Source organism: Maritimimonas sp. 2205BS37-2 (assembly GCF_056591755.1).
In genome coordinates, this window is sequence record NZ_JBWQOI010000002.1 from 1,080,354 (window position 1) to 1,096,520 (window position 16,167).

The following is a 16,167-nucleotide window of genomic DNA, read 5'->3' on the forward strand; positions in this document are numbered from 1 at the left end:
ATTTTATTGATCTATTTCTCGATATTGATAATTCAATCGAAATATAAGAAGGGTAATTAAGATTGTTTTATCAAAAAGAAAGCTCCTCGCAAGAGGAGCTTTCACTTTTTAATTACCTAAAACTTTCATTTATAATAGTATCTCGGAGGTTGTTTATTTTTTGATGCATTTTATTAAAAAATAAAGTTCTATCTTTTTCACCAGAATGAACAAGTAATTTAGAATTAGTCATTTGTTTATTAAAAAATTCTTCCATAATTGAACATGTTTCTTGATGTTCAACTTTAAAATATTCTAAAACAGTAAATGGAACAAAAAAGACTTTGTTAAATGAAGTTTTGATCAAAAGTATATTACTCATGGTTAGTAAATCACTTTTATATAAATGATACGACGCGTTGGTTTTTGAATTAATAATACTTTGTTGGATAGTTTGTTTTTCTACATGGTGAATAATTTCTTCAAGGTCATCACATATTTTTAATGCCAGCTTCTTAGAGAGTAATTGAGATTCAAAATAATAGTTTATTTGTTCTAAAGTGCCGTTAATAGTATTGTCATTCCAAAATTCGGTAATATTAATGAAGTTATACATTTGACCCAATTCAAAAGCTTTTTCTAAAAGAGTATGTGGGGTGTTTTTAACGAATTCATCAAATGAAATTTTGTTCTTGGTCATTTCTTTATTCGCGAGCTTTAACCAAACATAGATCTTATATCTTGTTATATAGGAATCTTTTAAGGTGTAAAATAAAGGGATGTCTTTCGCAGAATATATAATTGAGGCACTTTTAAGCTTCGTTAAAGGAGTAAGATTTTCAATTGATTTAGAAAAGTAAGATTCTAAATGCTCTTCGTTGATAATACTTGGCGATCTTTCGGTAAGAATGGTGTTTTGACTTCCTACTTCGAATAGCTTATTCAATGATATTTTAAAATGTTTTGCTAGTTTAACACTTTCGTCAAGGCTTAAATTTGTTTTTAAGTTTACCCTTCTATAAGCGGCATCATAACCAATGTCTAAGACGGTGGCTACTTCGTCGATAAGAGAAGCATTTTTTGAAATTACCTGACTTATTTTATCAAAAAATTCCTTTTGCATTATTTACAAAAATTATATAAGAATTAATTTTTTATTGTGAAATTTAATAAAAAAATAATAAAAACTCATCAAATTAAAAAGAAGAGATGCGTTTTTCACAATTAGATTTGCGATATACCTTATAAGCATATTTATTATGAAAAACTTAATCTTTACAGTGTTCTTCCTATTAACTATAAGTAGCTTTTCTCAAGAGAATAAATTGGGATATAGATCATTTTCATTCACGCCTTTATTAAATATTTATTTTGATAATGACACAGGAGGCTTGGCATTAAACGCTGATGTTGGGTTTACTTATAGAAAGAGTATCATTACCTTTTCGGCATCTATTGGATCTGAATACGAAATTAGTATTCTGGGTGAAGCAAAACCAGATAGTTATGAGCAATTAAATATACTCTATGGAAAAGAAATTGCTTTGAACAGGGTGATCTTTATTGATTTACATGCGGGCTTAGGATATTTTTCGTGGAAATCAACTAATATAGATAGAGAACGAAGCGGGTATGAAAGACAAACGAATATAGGTTTTCCTATGATAGGCAAACTTAGATTTAAAACAGGGTCAAGGTTTTCTTTGGGTTTACAACTTCAAGTGAACCTAAATTCTGTTAATACTATTTATAATGCTGGGATTGTTTTGCAATGGAATAAAAAAAGAAAACCCTCAAAATTTTGAGGGTTTAAATATTCTAATTTTCTTGTTTTTGTTCTTTACGTTCAGGTCTCGGAGGACGAGGTAATAAAGCTTTACGAGATACTTTTTCCTTTTTTGTTTTTGGGTCAAAGCCAAAGTATTTCACATCTAGGGTATCACCCATTTTAACAACGTCGGAAACATTGTTGGTGCGTTCCCAAGCAAGTTCAGAAATATGTAATAATATTTCATTACCAGGAGCTTCAACGTATTCTACAACGGCACCAAAATCAAGTAATTTCACTACTTTCACTTCATAAACACTTCCACGTTCAGGTTTAAAAGTAATTGCACTTATTTTCGCTAATACTTTATCAATTCCTTCTTGATCTGTACCAAGAATCTCAACGATTCCTTCTTCTGTTACAGGATCTTCGTTAATAACGATCGTGGTCTTAGTTTCTTTCTGTAATTCTTGAATTACTTTACCACCAGGACCTATTAATGCCCCTATATATTCTCCAGGAATAGTTTCAGTAACCATTTTTGGAGCATGCGCTTTTACATCAGCATTAGGTGTAGAAATCGTATCGGTCAATTTCTCTAAAATATGTAAACGACCATCACGAGCTTGTTTTAAAGCATTTACTAAAATTTCGTAAGAAAGACCTTTAATCTTAATATCCATTTGACAAGCGGTAATACCTTCTTCTGTACCTGTTACTTTAAAATCCATATCGCCTAAGTGATCTTCATCACCTAAAATATCAGATAAAACAGCATAATTATCACCATCAGATATTAATCCCATTGCTATACCAGAAACAGGCTTCTTTAATTGCACACCAGCATCCATTAAGGCCATTGTACCGGCACAAACAGTAGCCATAGAAGAAGAACCATTAGATTCTAATACTTCTGACACTACACGTACTGTGTAAGGGCAATCTGAAGGGATCATTCCTTTTAATGCACGTTGAGCGAGGTTACCATGACCAATTTCACGTCGGGATGTACCTCTTAACGGACGGGCCTCTCCAGTTGAAAATGGAGGGAAGTTATAATGTAAATAAAATGTTTCTTCACCTTGATGCGTTGGTAAATCAATCATATTAGCTTCACGAGACGTTCCTAAAGTTACTGTAGCTAAAGCCTGAGTTTCACCTCTGGTAAAAACAGAAGAACCATGTGTAGATGGCAAATAATCAACCTCACACCAGATAGATCTAATATCGGTTGTCTTTCTTCCGTCTAATCGTATTCCTTCATTTAAAGTTAAATTACGAACAGCTTCTTTATGTGCTTTACCAAAGTATTTTGAAATCAATTCGCCCTTTTCCTCTAATTCTTCTTCAGTAAAAGAAGCTAATACTTCTTCTTTTAATTCGCTAAAGGCTAACCCACGTTCTTGTTTTGACGTTCCTTGCTTAGCAATATCGTAGTTCTTTTGATATGCCATTTCATGAATTTTCTGAGCTAACTCCTCATCTTCAACAGCACCATCATACTCTCTTACTTCTGGTTTTCCAACTTTTTCTGCAAGAGCTACTTGGGCAGCACATTGAACTTTAATTGCTTCGTGTGCGAATTTAATTGCGTCTGCCATTTCTTCCTCAGAAACCTCATCCATTTCTCCTTCAACCATCATCACAGAGTCTGCAGATGCTCCAACCATCATATCAATATCTGCTTGTCCTAATTGCTCACGAGTGGGGTTAATTACAAACTCACCGTCAATTCTGGCAACCCGAGCTTCTGAAATAGGTGTTTCAAATGGTAAATCTGAAATTGCAATACATGCAGAAGCAGCTAATCCTGCTAAGGCATCTGGCATTACATTTTCATCATGAGACATTAATTGAATCATCACCTGTGTTTCGGCATGATAATCTTTTGGAAAAAGCGGACGCAAAACACGGTCTACTAAACGCATTGTTAAGATCTCTTCAGTACTTGGTCTGGCTTCTCTTTTAAAGAACCCACCAGGATAACGACCAGCAGCTGCAAATTTTTCTCTATAATCTACAGTTAATGGTAAAAAATCTACACCTGGACTTGCTTTTCTTGCAGATACAACAGTAGCTAACAACATAGCATTGCCCATTTTAACAACAACAGAACCATCAGCTTGTTTGGCTAATTTACCTGTTTCAATTGAGATGGTTCTTCCATCTCCTAAATCAATAATTTCTGTATGAACCTTAGGTATCATAAATAATTTTTTAATTAAACAATTGGTTTTAAGTTGTTGTGTTGTGTATTAACCAATGAAAAGTTTAATAAGCTTTTTAGTTTATCCACTAAAGTGGATTTTTAAGAAAAGATGAGCTTGTAAAGAACCTTATAAAAGAAAAAAAGAGGCGCGAAGCCTCTCTTTTATTTATTTTCTTAATCCTAATTCTTTAACGATTGCACGATATCTTTCAATATCATTTTTCTTTAAATAATCAAGTAAGCTTCTTCGTTTACCTACAAGCTTTACTAAAGAACGCTCTGTATTAAAATCTTTACGATTGTTTTTTAAGTGTTCTGTTAAGTGATTGATACGGTAAGTGAATAATGCAATTTGCCCTTCAGAAGAACCAGTGTCTCCGGCGGACTTTCCATGCTTAGCAAAAATCTCTGCTTTCTTTTCTTTTGTTAAATACATGCTAACATTAATTTTATTAATAATTTTTATGTACCGATTAATAAATCGAGCGGCAAAGGTATAACTATTATTTTGATTGGCAATAAGATGAGTTATATATTATAACTAGCCTAAGAATTAAATAGTTAAAAGGAAAACGAAGTTAGGTTTATTCTTATTATTTAACCAGTAGATTAAGCTAGATTCTTAATGTAAGACCAGTAGTTAAGAAAGCAACGCCATAACCACCTTCTACAAAAACCGCAATATTTTTTGAAAAATACCAACGCCCCCCTATAAAGCCAGTTGGCCCAAATCTACTTGAATAACTTCCTCCACCATCAGAAGAAACAAAATCATAAGAAAGCATTACACCGCCATAAACATCTAAGTTTTTAATATTCAGGCCATTGTAATGGTAGGCGCCACGTACACCAATTGTTGTATAAGACCACTTATAATCAACTAATGAAGTGTCATAACGAAACGTTTTTCTACTTATATGTGCACCTAAGCTTACTACTCCTGGGCCCGGCAATTCCCAAATACCTCGTTCGAAATTAATTCCATATCCTATCCCTTCAGAAGAAGAATCGAAACTACCATAATAACCACCAAAACTTATTCCTGCATTTATAGCATTTGTCCCTTTATTAAACTCTTGAGCAACCAATAATGAAGGTATCAAAAAGAGTACAATTAAAATAGTATTTTTCATAATTTAATGTGTTTTATAATCATGTGGGCCTCAAAAAAAGCCCACATGCTATTAGAAAAAGAAATTGTTGTGAATATTATAATGTGATCGTTTTGGTAGAAACGTTTTTAAAAGTTCCATTACCAGCAGTATACTCCGTGGTAATTTTTATAGTAATTGTTGTACCGGCTGGGTAATTAACGCTCCAAGAAAAAACATATAATTTCTTTAATTGATTATTAATGATTTCATATAATCTTTCTATATCCGTACTGTTAGGCGCGTAATAATATCTTCCACCAGTATCATCTGCTAATTTCTGTAGACTACTTTCATTAGCACCACCAAACCCAACGGTATATACAGGAATTCCTAGCGATTGAGACTTTGCAATTAAATTGTTAAGACTAATTGTAGATCTGTTATCAAAGCCATCTGTAAACCCGATCACCAATGGCAGTACATTTGTCATTTCATTAGCCTTGTCTAAACCTAGCTCACAGGCACTATAGAATGCAGTTGACCCTGAAATTCCATGATTCGTATCTACTGCTGTATTGAGTAACGAAGAATCTGTAGTAAAACTTTGAACTTCTTGAACGGTTGAAGCAAATTTAATTATAGACACAAGATCATCAGAATCTTTAAGTGCAATAAAATTCTTTATTGCAGCCTCCATGTTCATTCTATCATTGAAAGACATGCTACCAGAATAATCTAAAGTAGTTGCAGCCGCCAGAGGTTCTGAGTTTGAAAATTCATCAAGTTCAGTCAAAGTAATAGTATTATTGCTTAGAATCTCAGTTGATGAATTAGTAATAATTTCAATTTCATAATTACCTAAAGTGAATTTTTGTAGCGGGTTTCCGTCTTGATCGGTCACAGATAATAATAGTGTTATTTGGTTTCCAACTTGAGAAATTTCTAACCTTGGAATGGTTGTTTCAATAGCCGTAGTAGAAAAGTCGTTTAAATTTGAAAAAGGCTCATTCGGCGAACCATCGTCACTTGAACAGTTGAGGACAAAAGGAATAACTAGTAGGAATAGGGTGAATTTTAGTAATACATTTTTCATAGTCAAAGAGGATTTAATTATAATTGTTTTTAAATAGTTTCTTTTTTAGATATAATTTTTAAGTAGAGTAGCATCTTTAGAATAACTTGAGCCAATTCTCTTATAAGCCCCAGATATAAAGGCAAGAAATAAGAAGCGATTAAGACACCAATAAATATTGAGAAACCTCCATATGGAGATTTAATTCCACTTATAATTGCCGTTATAATACCTATGGGATATGCCAAAAAAATTAAGGCATTAAAAATGCTAACTAACCATGTGTATAAGGGGAAATCACTAGATAGATTACGTTCTTCAGCATCTTCGGCATCAGTGCTAGATAGACTTACAAGAGCATTTTTATAAATTCTTAGTGGCAGCGTAAAAGGTTTTACGATGATTAACTGTAAAGTTTTTAAAATTATTTTACCAAAATCTATATCTTTTAAATTCATAATTGGGTAGGGTTTATTTATCTAAATTTTTATAATCGACTTATAAGGTTAATTATAAATCAACAGCATTAATTAGAATTCCAAATATTGATGGAGAATGAAATTAGATGTACTAAAAGAGTAATAACACTTCCATAGCAATTGGCTTATAATTACTTAGCAAACCTAAAAATGAAAGAGAACTTCACCTTACGGTTTGCCACAAAAAAGAAGTTTTTTTTAAAGGATAATTAATAGTATACCTTGCTATTTATTCACTTACGATGTAAATTTTAAGATTCTGATAATTAATTAGTTACTAACAATAAGAGTTTCTAAAAACGAGGCTTTTTAATGAGTAGCAAGAAGAATTTCAGCGCGAAAATGACCTACTTATTTAGGCTGATAAAAATCTTATTACTATCAATTGATGCAACTTTAAAATGGCTACGAATTTTCTCAGGGATATTTTGCCACAAATTATCAGCTGCTCCTTTTGAATATTCTACTAATATGGTAGCTATACCATTTTCAAAAAGGTTTGTGGCATTTTTTACACCTTTGGCTTTTGAGATGGCTTTTTGTAAGGCGCTAAGGTTTGAATTACCATAATCAATGTTCTTAATGGTAATCAGAATTTCTTTTTTGGCTTTCTTCTTTTTAGATTTAAAGAGTCCTTTAATTTCTGTAAATGTTTCTTTTGAAGTTTGAACAGAAGATTTTAGAGCTTCATTTGTGTGTTTAACTGTTTCGTTTACTTCACTAACAGATGAACCAACCTTGTCAACGGTTTTTACAACTTTATTCTTTTTCTTTTCGTCTTCTTTTTTGGCTTTCTGTGAAAAAGTTATATTCACACATAATAGTAAGCAAAGACACAGTAATTTTTTCATAGGGAAGGGGTTTAGTAAACAAATCTAAGAACTAACGAAAAAAAAAAATTACGGTTTTCCGCAGAAAATTAAATTAGACCTAAGTCTTTTACTTTGGAAATTAGATGGACAGTATTTTTAGCCTTAAAATGTATTTTGAGACTGTTGATTTTCTTTTCAATTGAACTCAAGCTATTTGGTTTAATACCCTCTTTAAAAAGATGTCTAGCAATTTGCTCTTGTGTACTACCTATAGATAGTTGCTTTAAAAGTACGATATCATAATCACTGATTTCATAAATATCCTTCTTATTTAAGTCAATATCTTCTTGGTTAGAAATATAATGGCTCTTGTTATTGTTAACCTTATTAATGGCTTTTAAAAGATTTTTTAAACCATTTCTTCCTTTAGAGACAAAGCCGTTAATATGATATCTGTCAACCAAATTTTTAATTTTTGTTGGCCTATTTTCAACAGAAAAAACAATAACTTTTAATTGTGGGTGCTTTACTCTTAAAGCTTCAATGAGGTCTAAGCCACCTTTTAGCTTCTCTTTACGATAATCTTCATCAAATAATAAATCGGTAATCAATAAATCAAATGGTTTTTTATCAAAGATTGCTTTTTGAAATTTTAAATAAGCATCATCACAATATTGAGTATGCTCTATCTCTGAGATATTTGCCTCTTGAATAAGCGCCTGAACAACTCCGTTGTTTACACTAGAATGATCATCTACAATTAAGGCTTTATTTAACATTGGGATGCTCTGATTAATAAGGTATTGATATTTTTAGCTTAACTCCTTTTTCAAAACTCAAATCGAAGGTAAAACTTCCGTTTATGTTTTTAATACGGTTTTCCACATTTAGCAAGCCATTTTTCTTAAAATTGTTGGTTTCCTCTAGGCCAATACCATCATCTAAATATGCTATTGAGAGGTTCTTTTTATTTTTTTTGAAGCTTATAACAACGTTTGAAGCTTCACTATGCTTTTTCATATTTGTCATTAGCTCTTTTAGAACACGCTCAATAACAATTTTCTTATGATCTCTTACATTTTCAAATAATTCTTTAGTAAGCCCAATTGTAGAAACTCTTGTATTCTGATCTTGATATACGCCTAATATTTCTTTTAATTCTAAGTAATAAAATTCGTCATCAAGATTAATTGTACCGCTTTCGTACGAGATATCTCGGGTTCTTTGATATACATTATCTAACTGATCTAATACTGGATTTCGTTTTAATTCGGGAGCACTTTGAATAGTATTCATAATGTTAAAAATATCATTAGCGAGCTCATCATGTACCTTTTTAGATAGCCGGATTTCAGTGGTGTATACCTCATTTAGCGTATCTATTTTATGTTTATTTCTTAGATAATAAAACAGAAATAAACTTGATATGAACACCACAATAGCAGATAATAAAGCGATAATTTTTAAATTCTTCTGTTTTGAGACTTCTACCACTTTACGTTCATTCTCTAAAGTTAAATTAGCAATTTCTAATTGCTTTAATTTATCGTCATATTTATATTTAGCAAACTGTGTTTTTGCCTTCAATTCTTGTTTATATAAACTATCATTTAACTTAATATACCTGGTTTTTATATTAATGTTATTTGGATTTATCTGCATCAAAAACTGCAATGCCTCTAGCTCTCCTTTAGGGATTTTTAGTTGCTTAGAAATTTGAATGGCTTTGTCTAAGTAATTTTTTGATTTTCGTTTATCATTTTTTAAGAAGTACTCACTTAAATGTAAATAACTAGCTATTTGCCCACGTTTATCTTTATGTTGTATTCTTAGATTTAGAGCTGTTAAAAAATCAGGCAATACATCTTTCTTACTTTTTAACCATTGCGCATAAGCTAAATTATCTAATATTCTGGCATATTGTCTTGAGCCTTTTTTAAGGATCGAATCTGCTATAACTTCTTCTAGAATCGAAATAGCACTATCGTACTCTTTATTTTTTATAAATGTAGTTGCTAGGTTATTTTGATAGATTAACTTATCCTTTTGGGTTTTAGTAGTTCTTGTTGCAAGTTCATAATACTCGATCGCATCTTCAAAATTGGATAACTCTCTATGATTGGTGGCTAAAACACTGTATGATGACGCCAGATATTTTTCCTCTTTTTTTGTGTTAAGATAAGGTATTGCTTCGGTAATAGTTTCTTTACTACCAATAAAATCCCCTTGATTTTGTTGGATTAGCCCCATACTTAATAAGCGCCTTCCTACCTTACCGCTATCACTTATTTTTAAAAAAGAATTTTTAGATTGGTTATAATAGTAATAACTGCTATCGTAAACACCCTTATTCTTATAGTAATGGGCTAATGCCGCGCTTGCTTTTCCTTTAAAGTAATTATTTTTAGTCTGTATTGCATTTCTTAAGAGTAATTTATCGTAAAAAAATGTGCTGTCTTTCTGATTTAGACTATAGTGTAAGCTACTTTTTTTGTAGACAATCGCTAATGAGGAAGAGTCTAAAAGGCTGGTAGATACTTTTGAATATGCTTTATTGATGAAATTTAATCGCTCTTCTTTCGTGAAAACTTTGTCTTTACTTTTTGCAAGCAGGTTTAAGACCTCTTGATCTTCTATCTTCGCTGTTTCTGAAGATTTTTGCGTATTACATGTTATTATAAAGAATAAGAGTATAACGAGTTGAAATAATTTGAATAATTTCATAGCTGCTGGGTTGGACTTTGTAAAAATAAAAAAATAAGCCTCCATGCAGAGGCTTATTTTTAATTAGAATACAACTGAAAACAATTTAGACGCTTAATACACTAATTAATCGCCATCTTCATCTTCTCTGGGTGGTTCAACTTGCCCATCATCGCCTGTAGTTAAAACTTCTTGTTGCTGTTTTTGTAGTATGACATCGTCTTGGGTGCAAGAAGTTGCTACTACATTAAATAAAAAGACTAAAACGATTGCTTTTACTAAATTTTTCATGACATAAATTTTTTATTGTTTATGTCACAAATGAATTGTTAATGCGTTGACAATTAATTCCTTGTCATGACGCGAAAAGACACGTGTCATACAAAAGCATTACTCTAAGTAAGTTGAAAGGCTATTTTAATAAAATAGTTTTTCTACTTTTAATCCATGAAATCTAACCTGCTAACCAAAGAATATTTACCAGATTTTATATATCTAACAGATCAAATACTCGCATACAGTTTTACATCAGAAGAAGCAGAGTCAGATAATATCTATAAAATTATTTCGATTAAAGGAGTGGGGTTGTATAATGAAACCATTTCAGATAGAACAATTAGGCGAGCCTTTAATCTGAGAGAGAATTTAAAGAAAGGCGAAATTGTACGCAAAGACTATAATAAGCCCGAGATTAAAACATTAAATGTACTTACCTACTATTTCTTTGAAAAGAAGAAACCTACAAGATTTAAAGTATTCGCTAAAACATATAAAGAAGAAATTGAAAAGCATTATAAAGAAAATAAGCCCTCAGATGAGATTATTGCATTTATTTTTGATGATCACCCAGAAAAAGTTCAGTTCATTGATAAAAAGAAAAGAGATTTAGAAAACCTTTTGAACAAAATAACTGAAGAAAAATTTGAAAATTTAAACAATGAGTTAATTGATGCAAATAAACGTTTTAGCGAGTTCCAGAAGAAAGTAAATGACGACCTAAAAATCCAAAACGATATCATTGAACACTTAAAGATTCAACTTAAAGAGGTTAAAAGAGAACGAAAAAGAGCTACATTTTTCTATCGAATTTTTGGATCTATTGGGTTGTTTTTTGTACCAATAAATTACAATGAAGTAAACCTTACAAATGTGTTAAACGATATAATAGATGATCATGAAGGGGTTGAAAATGATGATTTAATTGATGATATCTTATAACCTTTTCAATACATCCCTTTTTTATGAAACTTGATTCTGAGAGAAAAATTAAATTTTGGTTATCAATACTGGTAAAAATACTTATTGTTGTTTTAGTAGTGTTTAAAATCTCTACATATATAATCGATAAAAGAGATGATACAAGTATACATGAAGAAGCAGCTGAAACTTCTTTGACGGATAGTGCTAATGTGAAAGAGAAGTCTACTGAACCATTTGCCACCCCCGAACAAATAGAAGGCCAAAGGATAGATGAAAATGTAAAATCAGCCAGAGGAGTTATAGGGCAAGACAATTCTAATAATGACCCATTAAATCCTTTGGTTATAAGTACGGAAGAGGTAAAAGATTTGGCGGTTTTTGTTTTCGGTCCAGACTCAGAATTAAACAATAAAATTGGTAGGCAGTTACAAGATGTAGTATTTAATGATTACAATACAACGGGAAATCTGGTATTACCTAAAAAGCTCACCGCAGATATTGAAGAAAATTTAATTGCTGGTAATATTTCAGTGTTAGGGAATAACCTTAATAAGCATACCGACTATATCTGCATTGGCACTGCCAAGCATTTTTTTGGCAACAGTAAAATGGGTACAGAAGAAGTAATAATATGCTATTTAGAATTGAATTTCACCACGTATACAACATCAGGAAAAAGAGTAAGAATCTTATCAAAATCTCACACGTTTAAGGGGCAAGGTTTAAAAACTTCACAAGAGGCAGTAGACAATGCTATTAAAAGAATTAAATTGTAATTGGTTTTATTTGATTGTGTATGTTTTAGATCTACAGGCTTCTATTTTAAGCTCACCTTTATCTTTAAGAAACTTAGGGTAATAAGACGATAACCAAGACTCACTTCCTCTAAACTTCTTGTCATCTATAAAATCTGTCCATAACGCAACATAAAACGTAATAGGCCTATTGATGATTCCAAATGCACATTTAGTTTCCTTCGCATCTAGAATAATTGTTTTATAGGCACTTTGTCGATAATACGTTGCATTAGAGTAATAAGCAATTCTAACAATTACTTTCTCATCTAATGAATTACTAAAGCAAATATCACCTGTGCTCGTTTCCTTGCATTTTGAATCGACAGTCTCCGGATTATTAATAGTTTCGTTAGAATTTAGAGGAATATTAAACCCTTTATTCGTTGTATTTCCTTTTGAGGTAACGGTTTTATTAGTAGCGTTTTCTTCACTTTCAGTACTTACACTAATACCCAAATAAGAAGCAACGTCTTCATTTAATGGTAAACTAGACATATTTGCACCAAACTGTAAAGCAGTTTCTGTATCTAATACCTTAGCTCTAATTTTAATAGTTTTATTTAAGACCGTATAAGTGCCGGTAATAATAGCATCAACCGCAATAATTTTTTGCAGTTCTTTGGCCGTTTTTTCATCAATATAACCTTCTGAGTTTAACTTATGTTCTTTTAATATAATATCAAGATGCTTTCGATCGATTACCTGGTAATTTTCCCCAAAATTTGTGATGTAGACAGAAAAATCTTCCGTTAAAAAATTACCCAAAGAAGTTCTTTCCCCTCCCTCTGTTACGAAGCCCCAAACAGCAACTTTTTTCTTGTCTTTAGTGTTAATTTTATTCGATAAATCTTCGGCTAATCTTTCCAGTTTTGAATCAAAATCCTGGGCAGCTAAATTAAAGGCCAAAGATAGGTTTATAAGTATAAGAGTAATAATATTTAGCTTCATAAGGGAAGGGTTGTATTGATTCTTCTAGGTTAATAGCATTTAGATTATCAGTAAAACTAAATAGAGTGAGATTACAAAAAAAAGAAAAGCTTTTATTAAAATTTTGAGGATTCCCGTAATAATTTTAAAAATGATAGATTAAACCTTTTTACATATCGTAAGTCTTAGAAACAGAACTTTAAAATTTGTGTGATGAAAAAAATTAATTTAAGAATTGGAATTATAGCTTTAGCACTTTTTAGTTTAGTGTTTACTAGCTGTAGCGATAGTGAAGAGGTAATAGACGATAATCTATCTTCTGAAGTAGACCTTAAAGCAGCTGAAGAAGAAGCAGAGGTTGATAAAATTTCTGACGAAACGAGCGCCATTATTGAAGAAGCTTTCACAACGGCAGAGTTTCCTGAAACAAAATCAAGTCCAACCGATCGATACTTGCCTGACTGTGTTACCATTACTATAGTACTTGTGCAGAATATGAAGACGGTAACCATTGATTTTGGAGATGGGTGTGAATTACGAAATGGAAACCTAGTGAGCGGGAAAATTATTTTAACGTACGAAAAAGATCCTGGCGTATCTGCTATGAAATCATTTGAATTTGATGGATTTACATTTAATGATAAGAATGTTGAAGGAAGTGGATCTATTTTAAGAGAAAAGTCTAACGAAAATGGAAATCCTCAGTCAACAAAAACTTTTGATATCACGGTAACTTGGCCAGATGAAACATCAGCAAATAAAAAAGGAACTAAGATAAGAGAGATGATAGAAGGACAAGGGACTTCTGCTTGGGGAGATAATGTGTTTTTAATTACTGGTAATTGGATGTTTACTAAAAGAAATGGTACAGTACTTTCTGCTGAAGTAATTGAAGCTTTAAGAAGAGAGTTAGCATGTAAATTTTTGGTGAGTGGTATTATTGAATTGAATAAAAACGAAAACAATGCAATACTGAATTATGGAGATGGCGAATGTGATGACTTAGCGACTGTGAGTATTAATGGTGGTGAAGAAAGAGAAATTCACCTGAGTAACCTGAGATAATTAAAAAAGGGAAAATAAAAATGCGGACCTTGGTCCGCATTTTTTATGATCTAATAGGATTATTTTGAACTAAATCTAGGTAAAGATTTATTTGTTTTTTAAGATCTTTTCGTTCAATGATTTTATCTAAAAATCCGTGTTCTAATACAAATTCAGAACGTTGAAAACCTTCAGGAAGATCTTTACCCACTGTATCTTTTACTACTCGAGGTCCTGCAAAAGCTACTAAAGCATTTGGCTCAGCTATATTTATATCTCCTAGCATAGCATAAGAAGCGGTAGTACCTCCAGTTGTAGGGTCTGTACATAACGAAATGTAAGGAATTTTAGCTTCAGAAAGTTGAGCAAGCTTAGCAGAAGTCTTTACTAATTGCATAAGCGATAAAGAAGCCTCTTGCATACGAGCACCGCCAGATTTTGAAACCATTAAAAATGGAATTTTATTCTGTATTGAATAATCAATGGCACGTGCTATTTTTTCACCAACAACACTACCCATAGAACCTCCAATAAAAGCAAAATCCATGCATGCAACTACCAAGTCTTTTCCAAGTGACTTTCCTACAGCTGTGCGAACTGCATCTTTAAGCTTTGATTTTTCTTGGGCATCCTTTAAGCGATCGGTATATTTTTTTGTGTCAACAAATTTTAAAGGATCTTTTGCCGTAATACCAGCATTTAACTCCTCAAACTTATCATCGTCAAATAAAATTTCAAAATATTCTTTACTTCCAATTCGTACATGATATCCATCTTCAGGACTCACATAGTAATTTTCTTTTAACTCTTCTGTATCTACAATTTTTCCACTAGGCGTTTTATACCATAACCCCTTAGGAACATCTTTTTTTTCTTCGGTAGGAGTTTGTATCCCCTTATCTTTACGTTTAAACCAAGCAGACATAGGCTATCTAATTATTTGGGCAGGCAAGTTACTAAAAAATTACTTGAAGTAAGTGCTATAATGTATTCACATTATTCAAATCTTCGAAAGCTTGCTTTAGTCTATCTTTAAAGGTAAATTCTCCCTCACGAAGCCATTTTCTTGGATCGTAGAATTTTTTATTAGGAACATCATCTCCGTCAGGATTACCAATTTGACTTTGTAAATAATCTGATTTATCTGCCATATAATCTCGAATTCCACTCATAAATGCATACTGAAGGTCAGTATCAATATTCATTTTAATAACTCCGTAACCAATCGCCTCACGTATTTCATCTAATGTAGAACCAGATCCTCCGTGAAAAACAAAATCAATATGATTATGATCGACATTATATTTCTCAGAAACATATTCTTGTGAATTTTTTAGAATTTTTGGAGTAAGTTTAACATTTCCTGGTTTATAAACTCCATGAACATTACCAAAAGCGGCGGCCACTGTAAATTGATCACTCACCTTGTTTAGTTCTTCGTATGCATATGCTACTTCTTCTGGTTGCGTGTATAGCTTTGAATCATCTACATCGGTATTATCAACACCATCTTCTTCACCACCAGTAATACCTAATTCAATTTCAAGTGTCATCCCCATTTTGCTCATTCGCTCTAGGTATTGTTTACATATTTCAATGTTTTCTTCTATAGGCTCTTCAGAAAGGTCAATCATATGAGAACTATATAGTGGCTTACCTGTTTTAGCAAAATACTCTTCACTGGCATCTAAAAGACCATCAATCCAAGGAAGTAATTTTTTAGCACAGTGGTCTGTATGTAAAATTACAGGAACACCATAAGCTTCAGCCATTAGGTGTACATGTTTAGCTCCAGCAACAGCTCCGGCAATTGCTGCTTTTTGCCCTTCATTAGACAACCCTTTTCCAGCATTAAATTGAGCACCTCCATTAGAAAATTGAATAATTACAGGTGAATTTAGTTCAGCAGCTGTTTCTAAAACAGCGTTAATACTATTTGAACCTACTACATTAACAGCTGGTAATGCAAAGCTTTTTTCTTTGGCTAGCTTAAATATCTCTTGAACTTCTCTTCCTGTGGCTACACCAGGTTTGATTTGATGATTCATTTTTTCAGTTTTTTGAATGTAAAATTTAAGGATAT

At 32.0% G+C, this 16,167-nt stretch carries 17 protein-coding genes; 4 read left to right on the forward strand and 13 right to left on the reverse strand.

Annotated elements, in window-relative coordinates:
* Positions 1–112: 112 nt before the first annotated feature.
* Positions 113–1,102: a hypothetical protein gene (locus AC1EUU_RS12285; protein ID WP_480201723.1), complete on the reverse strand. Its 990-nt coding sequence runs from the start codon at positions 1,100–1,102 to the stop codon at positions 113–115.
* Between the two features lie 136 nt (positions 1,103–1,238).
* Here AC1EUU_RS12285 and AC1EUU_RS12290 point away from each other — a divergent pair, with 136 nt between their 5' ends.
* Complete coding sequence (locus tag AC1EUU_RS12290) at positions 1,239–1,784, forward strand: hypothetical protein (RefSeq protein WP_480201724.1); 546 nt, start codon at positions 1,239–1,241, stop codon at positions 1,782–1,784.
* A 13-nt stretch (positions 1,785–1,797) separates the two neighbouring features.
* Here the strand turns inward: AC1EUU_RS12290 and AC1EUU_RS12295 are convergent, their stop codons facing one another.
* From AC1EUU_RS12295 to AC1EUU_RS12335, 9 genes are all read right to left on the reverse strand, one after another.
* Positions 1,798–3,954, reverse strand: a complete 2,157-nt coding sequence (locus tag AC1EUU_RS12295) for a polyribonucleotide nucleotidyltransferase (protein WP_480201725.1) — start codon at positions 3,952–3,954, stop codon at positions 1,798–1,800.
* Between the two features lie 168 nt (positions 3,955–4,122).
* Complete coding sequence (rpsO, locus tag AC1EUU_RS12300) at positions 4,123–4,392, reverse strand: 30S ribosomal protein S15 (RefSeq protein WP_480201726.1); 270 nt, start codon at positions 4,390–4,392, stop codon at positions 4,123–4,125.
* 178 nt (positions 4,393–4,570) lie between these two features.
* Positions 4,571–5,089: a hypothetical protein gene (locus AC1EUU_RS12305; RefSeq protein ID WP_480201727.1), complete on the reverse strand. Its 519-nt coding sequence runs from the start codon at positions 5,087–5,089 to the stop codon at positions 4,571–4,573.
* 76 nt (positions 5,090–5,165) lie between these two features.
* On the reverse strand, positions 5,166–6,143 hold the full coding sequence (locus tag AC1EUU_RS12310; protein WP_480201728.1) for a vWA domain-containing protein: 978 nt from the start codon (positions 6,141–6,143) through the stop codon (positions 5,166–5,168).
* Positions 6,144–6,172: 29 nt separating this feature from the next.
* Positions 6,173–6,580, reverse strand: a complete 408-nt coding sequence (locus tag AC1EUU_RS12315; protein ID WP_480201729.1) for a hypothetical protein — start codon at positions 6,578–6,580, stop codon at positions 6,173–6,175.
* Between the two features lie 368 nt (positions 6,581–6,948).
* Positions 6,949–7,452, reverse strand: coding sequence for a hypothetical protein (locus AC1EUU_RS12320; RefSeq protein ID WP_480201730.1), 504 nt, complete (start codon positions 7,450–7,452; stop codon positions 6,949–6,951).
* Between the two features lie 68 nt (positions 7,453–7,520).
* Positions 7,521–8,192 carry a response regulator gene (locus AC1EUU_RS12325; protein ID WP_480201731.1) on the reverse strand — a complete coding sequence of 224 codons (672 nt, stop codon included), beginning with the start codon at positions 8,190–8,192 and terminating at the stop codon, positions 7,521–7,523.
* A 13-nt stretch (positions 8,193–8,205) separates the two neighbouring features.
* Positions 8,206–10,137 (reverse strand): tetratricopeptide repeat-containing sensor histidine kinase, encoded by a 1,932-nt coding sequence (locus AC1EUU_RS12330; RefSeq protein WP_480201732.1) that lies wholly within the window; start codon positions 10,135–10,137, stop codon positions 8,206–8,208.
* 105 nt (positions 10,138–10,242) lie between these two features.
* On the reverse strand, positions 10,243–10,407 hold the full coding sequence (locus tag AC1EUU_RS12335; RefSeq protein ID WP_480201733.1) for a hypothetical protein: 165 nt from the start codon (positions 10,405–10,407) through the stop codon (positions 10,243–10,245).
* Positions 10,408–10,563: 156 nt separating this feature from the next.
* On the opposite strand from AC1EUU_RS12335, the gene AC1EUU_RS12340 reads away from it, so the two are divergent.
* Together AC1EUU_RS12340 and AC1EUU_RS12345 are read left to right on the forward strand one after the other, a co-directional pair.
* Positions 10,564–11,334 carry a hypothetical protein gene (locus AC1EUU_RS12340; protein WP_480201734.1) on the forward strand — a complete coding sequence of 257 codons (771 nt, stop codon included), beginning with the start codon at positions 10,564–10,566 and terminating at the stop codon, positions 11,332–11,334.
* 23 nt (positions 11,335–11,357) lie between these two features.
* Positions 11,358–12,092, forward strand: a complete 735-nt coding sequence (locus tag AC1EUU_RS12345) for a hypothetical protein (protein ID WP_480201735.1) — start codon at positions 11,358–11,360, stop codon at positions 12,090–12,092.
* Positions 12,093–12,098: 6 nt separating this feature from the next.
* Here the strand turns inward: AC1EUU_RS12345 and AC1EUU_RS12350 are convergent, their stop codons facing one another.
* Positions 12,099–13,061 carry a FlgO family outer membrane protein gene (locus AC1EUU_RS12350; protein WP_480201736.1) on the reverse strand — a complete coding sequence of 321 codons (963 nt, stop codon included), beginning with the start codon at positions 13,059–13,061 and terminating at the stop codon, positions 12,099–12,101.
* Positions 13,062–13,253: 192 nt separating this feature from the next.
* Between AC1EUU_RS12350 and AC1EUU_RS12355 the strand changes: the two genes are divergently transcribed.
* Positions 13,254–14,105: a hypothetical protein gene (locus tag AC1EUU_RS12355; RefSeq protein ID WP_480201737.1), complete on the forward strand. Its 852-nt coding sequence runs from the start codon at positions 13,254–13,256 to the stop codon at positions 14,103–14,105.
* Between the two features lie 43 nt (positions 14,106–14,148).
* Here the strand turns inward: AC1EUU_RS12355 and accD are convergent, their stop codons facing one another.
* Both accD and fbaA read right to left on the reverse strand, forming a co-directional pair.
* Positions 14,149–15,009, reverse strand: coding sequence for an acetyl-CoA carboxylase, carboxyltransferase subunit beta (accD, locus tag AC1EUU_RS12360; RefSeq protein ID WP_480201738.1), 861 nt, complete (start codon positions 15,007–15,009; stop codon positions 14,149–14,151).
* A gap of 55 nt (positions 15,010–15,064) precedes the next feature.
* The gene (fbaA, locus tag AC1EUU_RS12365) at positions 15,065–16,132 is read right to left on the reverse strand and encodes a class II fructose-bisphosphate aldolase (protein WP_480201739.1); all 1,068 of its coding nucleotides are present in this window, start codon (positions 16,130–16,132) and stop codon (positions 15,065–15,067) included.
* Positions 16,133–16,167: the final 35 nt, after the last annotated feature.